Raw genomic sequence first — 301 nt, forward strand, 5'->3', positions numbered from 1 at the left:
GTCTCGAGTTCCACGGCAGCACCGCGTCGGCTATCCCGGATATCGAGGTGGACTGCACCGGCATCGCCGCCAGGCGACCGGAACTGCGCGGCGTGCGCGGCGAGATGCTTATGCTGCGAACCGCCGACATCTCGCTTGCCAGGACGGTCCGCCTGCTTCATCCACGCATCCCGATTTATGTCGTGCCGCGCTCGGAAAACCTTTTCATGGTCGGCGCGTCGATGGTCGAATCCGATGCCGAAGGCCCGATCACGGCGCGCTCGGCCATGGAGCTGCTCAGCGCGGACCGCTGGACACGGTG

The 301-nt window shown here is 66.1% G+C and carries 1 pseudogene; it reads left to right on the forward strand.

The features are described 5' to 3' along the window. Positions 1-301: pseudogene (locus EN852_RS38925) on the forward strand (glycine oxidase); the annotation flags it as partial.

The organism is Mesorhizobium sp. M2E.F.Ca.ET.209.01.1.1 (assembly GCF_004010375.2).
Classification (GTDB): domain Bacteria; phylum Pseudomonadota; class Alphaproteobacteria; order Rhizobiales; family Rhizobiaceae; genus Mesorhizobium.